General features: G+C 67.1%; 5 protein-coding genes. 2 read left to right on the plus strand and 3 right to left on the minus strand.

Annotated features, from left to right (window positions below; all coding sequences use genetic code 11):
* Positions 1-201 precede the first annotated feature (201 nt).
* The 3 genes from D1643_RS09120 to D1643_RS09130 all read right to left on the minus strand — a co-directional run bounded on the left by D1643_RS09120 (position 202) and on the right by D1643_RS09130 (position 3,144).
* On the minus strand, positions 202-2,127 hold the full coding sequence (locus D1643_RS09120; RefSeq protein WP_160710321.1) for a heavy metal translocating P-type ATPase: 1,926 nt from the start codon (positions 2,125-2,127) through the stop codon (positions 202-204).
* Positions 2,128-2,442: 315 nt separating this feature from the next.
* Positions 2,443-2,667, minus strand: a complete 225-nt coding sequence (locus D1643_RS09125; RefSeq protein WP_160710322.1) for a cation transporter — start codon at positions 2,665-2,667, stop codon at positions 2,443-2,445.
* 192 nt (positions 2,668-2,859) lie between these two features.
* Entirely contained in the window at positions 2,860-3,144 is a 285-nt protein-coding gene (locus tag D1643_RS09130; RefSeq protein WP_160710325.1) for a helix-turn-helix transcriptional regulator, read from the minus strand.
* A gap of 486 nt (positions 3,145-3,630) precedes the next feature.
* Between D1643_RS09130 and D1643_RS09135 the strand changes: the two genes are divergently transcribed.
* On the plus strand, positions 3,631-4,485 hold the full coding sequence (locus D1643_RS09135; RefSeq protein WP_160710323.1) for a tyrosine-protein phosphatase: 855 nt from the start codon (positions 3,631-3,633) through the stop codon (positions 4,483-4,485).
* 215 nt (positions 4,486-4,700) lie between these two features.
* A complete protein-coding gene (guaA, locus tag D1643_RS09140) occupies positions 4,701-6,308 on the plus strand; it encodes a glutamine-hydrolyzing GMP synthase (protein WP_160710324.1) in 1,608 nt (535 codons plus the stop codon).
* The last annotated feature ends 214 nt before the right edge of the window (positions 6,309-6,522 follow it).

The following is a 6,522-nucleotide window of genomic DNA, read 5'->3' on the forward strand; positions in this document are numbered from 1 at the left end:
CTGCTGGAGTTGGGGGGTGGGGGTTGGGGGTTGGAGCGCTGGGGGCGCTGGGGGCGCGGGCGGGGCGTCTGTGGGGCGTGGGGTTGGGAGGGCGCGCGAGAGCCGCCCTGAGGGGGCGGCTCTCGGGAGGGGCGTTGCCCCCGTGGGTGCGCTGCGGGTGCGCTGGGGGCGTGTTGGAGGTCGCGCGGGTGACGTCGCGCGTTACTTCCGCACGTTCATGGCGCGCATGGCGTTGAGGATGGCGATGACGGCCACGCCCACGTCGGCGAAGACGGCCATCCACATGTTGGCGATGCCGACGGCTGCGAGTGCGAGCACGGCCAGCTTGACGCCGAGGGCGAACACGATGTTCTCCCAGACGATGGCCATGGTCTTGCGGGCGATGGAGATGGCACGGGCGATCTGCGAGGGGCGGTCGTCCATGAGCACCACGTCGGCGGCTTCGATGGCAGCGTCTGAGCCCATGGCGCCCATGGCGATGCCGAGGTCGGCGCGGGTGAGGACGGGCGCGTCGTTGATGCCGTCGCCGACGAAGGCGAGCTTGCCCTTGGGGTTGGCGGCCGCCTGGGCGTCGAGGAGGGCCTCCACCTGGGCTACCTTGTCCTGAGGCAGCAGCTCGGCGCGCACCTCATCGATGCCGAGCTGGGCGGCGACGGCCTGGGCCACGTCGGCGCGGTCGCCGGTGAGCATGACCGTCTTGCGCACGCCGGCCTTCCGCAAGGCGGCGATGGCGGCGGCCGCGTCGTCCTTCACCATGTCGGCGATGATGATGTGGCCGGCGTAGACGCCGTCGATGGCCACGTGGAGGATGGTGCCGACGAGCTCGCAGTCGTGCCAGTTCGCGCCGGCGGAGTCCATGAGGCGCCCGTTGCCCACCAGCACCTCGCGCTCGTCGATGACGGCGCGGACGCCTTGGCCGCTGACCTCCTCGGCCTTCTGGATGCGGGCGGGATCGAGGGGGCCGGCGTAAGCCTGACGCACGGAGGCGGCGATGGGATGGTTGGAGAGCGACTCGGCGTGGGCGGCCAGGGCGAGCAGCTCCTCTTCGGTGGTGTCGCCCTCGGCATGGATGGCCGTGACGGCGAAGGTGCCGTTGGTGAGCGTGCCGGTCTTGTCGAAGACGACGGTCTCGGCGTGGGCGAGGGCTTCCAGGTAGTTGCTGCCCTTCACGAGGATACCGACGCGCGAGGCGCCGCCGATGCCTCCGAAGAACGATAGGGGCACCGAGATGACCAGCGCGCAGGGGCATGACACCACGAGGAAGGTGAGGCCGCGCAGGATCCAGTTGGCCCACTCCTGGCCGAAGAGCAGCGGCGGCAGGATGGCCAGCGCCGCGGCCACGCCGACGACGGCGGGGGTGTAGTAGCGGGCGAAGCGGGTGATGAAGCTCTCGGTGCGGGCCTTCTTGTCGGCCGCGTTCTCCACGAGCTCCAGGATGCGGCTGACCGTGGAGTCCTCGAAGGGCTTGGTGACGCGGACGGTGAGGGCGCCGGTGAGGTTGACGCAGCCGGAGATGACCTCGTCGCCGGGGTCGGCCTGGCGTGGGACAGATTCGCCGGTGAGGGCGGCGGTGTCCACCTGCGACTGACCGCTGACGACGACGCCGTCGAGCGGGATGCGCTCGCCCGGCTTGATGACGATCTCGTCGCCGGGGGACACCTCGTAGGGGTCGACCTGCACGAGCTGGCCGTCGCGCATGATGTTGGCGAACTCGGGGGCGATGTCCATCATGTCGGCGATGGACTTGCGCGACTTGCCCACGGCGTAGCTCTGGAACAGCTCGCCCACCTGGTAGAACAGCATGACGGCGGCGCCTTCGGCCATATGCGGCTCAGTGTCGGGGAACAGCACGAGGGCGAACGCGCCGATGGTGGCCACGGACATGAGGAAGTTCTCGTCGAAAACCTGGCCGCGGCCGATGTTGCGCGCTGCCTTGAGCAGCACGTCGTAGCCAGCGACGAGGTAGGGGACGAGGAACAGGACGAGCTCGGCGTAGAGGTCATCGGGCTCGCCGAACCAGGTCTTGAGGAGGCCGGTCTGCTCGATGGCGAAGGCGATGGCGAACAGCGCGAGCGCCGCGATGATGCGGTTGCGCCAGCGGATCTGCTTGTCGGTGAGGGTAGTCATAGGAGGCTGCCGTTCTGTCGGGATGGGTAGGTCGGGGAAGCCGGGGGCGGGTGGGTCGGGTGGGTCGGGGCGTTGGTGCTTGACGGGATGGTGCGGGGTAGGCGACATCGGCGGTGCTGACGGCACGTGTTCGGAACAGGCTAGACGGGTGGCGTTGGCGGCGCTGCGGGTGCACTTGATTTGAGCTGGCTCTAAGAGTTTGCTCGTTCGGTGCGATGTGGCGTAGCGCAGGCCGCCTTTCGTGGCTCTTCCTGACTCGTTGGGTGCTGAGCGGGCCGCGGGACCTTGCTGCGGTGTGTGCCCCGAATACGCTGACTAGCGAACGATGACGCAGTCGGGCTCGTACTTGGCGCAGATGGCCTGGGCCTTGTCGAGGACGGCGTCGAAGGCCTGGGCGTCTCCGTCGACGTCGAGCATCAGCTTCTGGGTCATGAAGCTGATGGAGGCCTTGGTGACGCCCTCGAGGGCGCTGATGTCGCTCTCCATCTTGGCGGCGCAATTCGCGCAGTCGAGGTTCTGGAGCTTGAGTGCCTTGCGCATGGTTGTTCCCTTCTCTCAATTTTGGGGTACGAATGTTTCACGTGAAACATTTCCGTACGTTGTTCCGATGGTGCTTCGAATGCTTTGTTCGGCTTCGCTGCTGACGGTGCTGCTTCGCTTGCTCTTTCTTGCGAACGAATGTTTCACGTGAAACATTCTGGCGGGTCTTTGGCGGGCTTTGCGCGGGGCGCGCTACTCGCAGATGTGGGTCATGCCCTGGGCGAGCATGGTGTAGACGTGGTCGTCGGAGAGCGAGTAAATGATGTTCTTGCCGTCGCGCTGGAACTTCACCAGGCGCGCCTGCTTGAGCGTGCGCAGCTGGTGGGAAACGGCGCTTTGGGAGACGCCGATGATCTCGGCGATGTCCGCGACGCAGCGGTCTTGGCCCATGAGCGCATAGAGGATGCGGATGCGCGTGGTGTCCGCGAACGCCTTGAACAGGTCGGCCAGGTCGTAGAGCAGCTCCTCGTCGGGCATGCACTCCGGAGCGGGGGAGGCGCCGGTCGCGCAGCCGCAGCCGGCGTCGGCGCCGTGGGCCTCGATGTGGGGAGCGCCGGTGTTGGCGCTGGCGCTCGCATCTTCGGCCCTCGCGCCCGCAGGGGCTGCGCCCTCGGTTGCTGCGCCCATAGGGGCTGCACCGGCGGGGCGCTCATCCCCGAGAGCTGCATCGGCGGGCGCCTCGTTCTCGAAGACTGCCGCCTCGTCTTTCTCGAAGGGCTCCTCGGGATCGAGGTCGATGGTCTCGTAGCGATACTGTAGCATACGTTCCCTCATTCACTTAAACATATGAGCAACTGTTCATAAGTATAGGGATGCAATGCGACTTGTCAACAGGTTTTCGAAACCTATCGTGAGGATGTTGCTTGGCGACCGTCGGGAAACGGATGGGTGGGGAGGGGGAGGGCCGGAGCGCGGGCTCGCTATGATCGGGGGAAACGATCGAGCGAGCGAAAGAAGGCTTCCATGGCTGAGAGCGATCTTGCGGGCGGGGCGGAGACCCCGCGGGCCGTTCCGGGTTTTCCCGACTTCGGGCATGTGTTTCTGCAGGGGCTGCCCAACACCCGCGACCTGGGTGGGCTGCCGGCGGCTGGCGGGAAGCGCATCGCGCGGCGACGGCTCGTTCGGTCGGGCGCGCTCCATCATGGCACCGACACCGACCTGCGCCAGCTGGAGTCGATGCATGACGTGGAGCGGGTCGTCGACTTCCGTACCGACGTGGAGCGGCAGAAGGAGCCGGATCCCAAGGGCAAGATGGCCGGCGTCGTGTTCTACGACTTCCCCGTGTTCGAGGAGGGGGCGGTGGGTATCACCCACGAGGGCGACGTGGCCCAAGACGTGCGGGCGCTGCGGCGGTTCAACGGCAAGCCGTTCGAGATGATCCGCCAGCTGTATCCCGAGTGCCTGCTGGGGGAGCGGGGCATGGGCGCCTATCGCGACTTCCTGCAGGTGCTGCTGGGGGCAACCTCGGGCGCGACGCTCTGGCACTGCACGGAGGGCAAGGATCGCGCGGGCCTCGGCTCCATCCTGGTGGAGTACGCGCTAGGCGTGCCGGAGGAGGCCATCCGCGCCGACTACCTGGCTACCAACCTGTTCGTGCGCACGTGGGTGGAGAAGATGCTCGACGCTTTGGCGCGCCATCACGTGCTAGAGGGGGCGGACGCCGACGTGGACGCGCTGTTCTACGCCCAGACGGAGTACTACGACACCGCCTTCGACGCCGTGCGCAAGGAGTTCGGCAGCATGGACAACTACCTGCATGACGGCCTGGGCTTCGGGCCAGATGCGGTGGAGGAGCTGCGGGCGCGCTACCTGGAGTAGCGGCGGGCGGCTTCCGGCGCCATCGGGGGGTCGTTTCTGCTGCCGCCATCGTCGTCCCGGAGCTGTTTCCCGCCGCCGGCTGCACCAGCTGCGCCGTCCGCGCCCTGCTGGGCGGCCGGCGTGGATTCGCCCGGGGACAGGTAACACGGCTGCAACCTGGTTCGTGTATGATGGACGGTATTCGAAACCGTCGTGCGCCGTCGTGCGCCCAGCCTATGCGAGGAGCCATCGTGAGCCAGTCCGCCCTTCCCGACCAGCGCGTCATCGTCGTCGACTTCGGAGCCCAGTATGGGCAGCTCATCGCCCGGCGCGTGCGCGACCTGCACGTCTACTCCGAGATCGTCCCCTGCGACATCACCGCTGACGAGGTGCGGGCGATGGCCCCGGCGGCTATCATCTTCTCCGGCGGCCCGGCGAGCGTGTACGCCGAGGACGCGCCCACCATCGACCCCGCCATCCTGGAGCTGGGCATCCCCGTGCTCGGGTTCTGCTACGGGCAGCAGATCATGGCCGTGACGCTCGGCGGCGAGGTGGGGCACACCGAGAAGGGGGAGTACGGCCCCGCGCCGCTCACCCGCTGCGGCGAGAGCGCGCTGTTCGCGGACACGCCGGGGGAGCAGACCGTGTGGATGAGCCATCGCGACGCGGTGAGCCGCGTGCCCGAGGGGTTTGCGGTGACGTCGCGGACCGACGTGTGCCCCGTGGCGTCGATGGAGTGCGCCGAGCGACGCCTGTACGCGACGCAGTTCCATCCCGAGGTGCGCCATACCGCGTTCGGCAACGAGCTGCTGGCTAACTTCCTCTTCGGCATCTGCGGGCTTGTGCCCGACTGGACCATGGACTCGATCATCGAGGACTCGGTTGCGGCCATCCGCGAGAAGGTGGGGGAGGATCGCGTCATCCTGGGGCTTTCCGGCGGCGTGGACTCGTCGGTGGTGGCGGCTCTGGGCGCGCGAGCCATCGGACGGCAGCTGGTGTGCGTGTTCGTGGATCACGGGCTGCTGCGCAAGGGCGAGCCCGAGGAGGTGGAGGCCGTCTTCACCGAGCAGTTCGACGTGGACTTCATCCGCGTGGACGCGCGCGAGCGCTACCTGGAGCTGCTCGCCGGCGTGAGCGACCCGGAGGAGAAGCGCCGCATCATCGGCACGCAGTTCTGGAAGGAGTTCTTCGCCGTGGCGCAGCAGCTCGACGGCGTGAAGTACCTGGCCCAGGGCACCATCTACCCCGACATCATCGAGAGCGGCGCGCGCAAGACGGGCGGAAAGGCGTCCACCATCAAGAGCCACCACAACCTGATCCCGTTCCCCGAGGGGGTGTCCTTCGAGCTCATCGAGCCGCTCGACCACTTCTTCAAGGACGAGGTGCGGGCGCTGGGCACCGCGCTCGGGCTGCCGGACCACATCGTGCACCGCCAGCCGTTCCCCGGCCCCGGCCTGGCCATCCGCATCATCGGCGACGTGGACGCCGAGAAGCTGGAGGTGCTGAAGAGCGCCGACGCCATCGTCCGCGAGGAGCTGGACGCCTACAACGAGCGCCTGTTCCAGGAGACCGGCGTGCGCGACAGCGAGCGCAGCGTGTGGCAGTACTTCGCGGTGCTGCCCGACATCCGCAGCGTCGGCGTCATGGGCGACGAGCGCACCTACGCCCGCCCGATCATCCTGCGCGCTGTGGAGAGCCAGGATGCCATGACCGCCGACTGGGCGAGGCTGCCCTACGAGGTGCTCGCGCGGGTGAGCAGCCGCGTGGTGGCCGAGGTGCCGGGGGTGAACCGCGTGGTCTACGACGTGACGAGCAAGCCGCCTGCTACGGTGGAGTGGGAGTAAATTGCAAGGTCAGAGGTCACTTTTTATCTAGTCTAATGTTTGCAGTTTTGAGTAATTTACGCCCATTCCGTCAGGGAAAAGCCGTAAGCTGCTGGGGAGAGTTCTCAAACGAAAATCGCAGAATTCAGACCCGCCAAAGTGTACTGCCTCCCATTTCTTGGACACGAGAAATGGGAGGCTTCTTTATGCCATCAGACCTTAGGATCAGATACGA

This window comes from Enterorhabdus sp. P55 (genome assembly GCF_009911695.1).
In the GTDB taxonomy this organism is placed as follows: Bacteria; Actinomycetota; Coriobacteriia; order Coriobacteriales; family Eggerthellaceae; genus Enterorhabdus.

Coding starts and splice junctions, on each gene's coding strand:
- guaA (WP_160710324.1), top strand. CDS start 4,701: ATGCGAGGAGCCATCGTGAGCCAGTCCGCCCTTCCCGACCAGCGCGTC.
- D1643_RS09125 (WP_160710322.1), bottom strand. CDS start 2,667: ATGCGCAAGGCACTCAAGCTCCAGAACCTCGACTGCGCGAATTGCGCC.
- D1643_RS09120 (WP_160710321.1), bottom strand. CDS start 2,127: ATGACTACCCTCACCGACAAGCAGATCCGCTGGCGCAACCGCATCATC.
- D1643_RS09135 (WP_160710323.1), top strand. CDS start 3,631: ATGGCTGAGAGCGATCTTGCGGGCGGGGCGGAGACCCCGCGGGCCGTT.
- D1643_RS09130 (WP_160710325.1), bottom strand. CDS start 3,144: ATGCCCGACGAGGAGCTGCTCTACGACCTGGCCGACCTGTTCAAGGCG.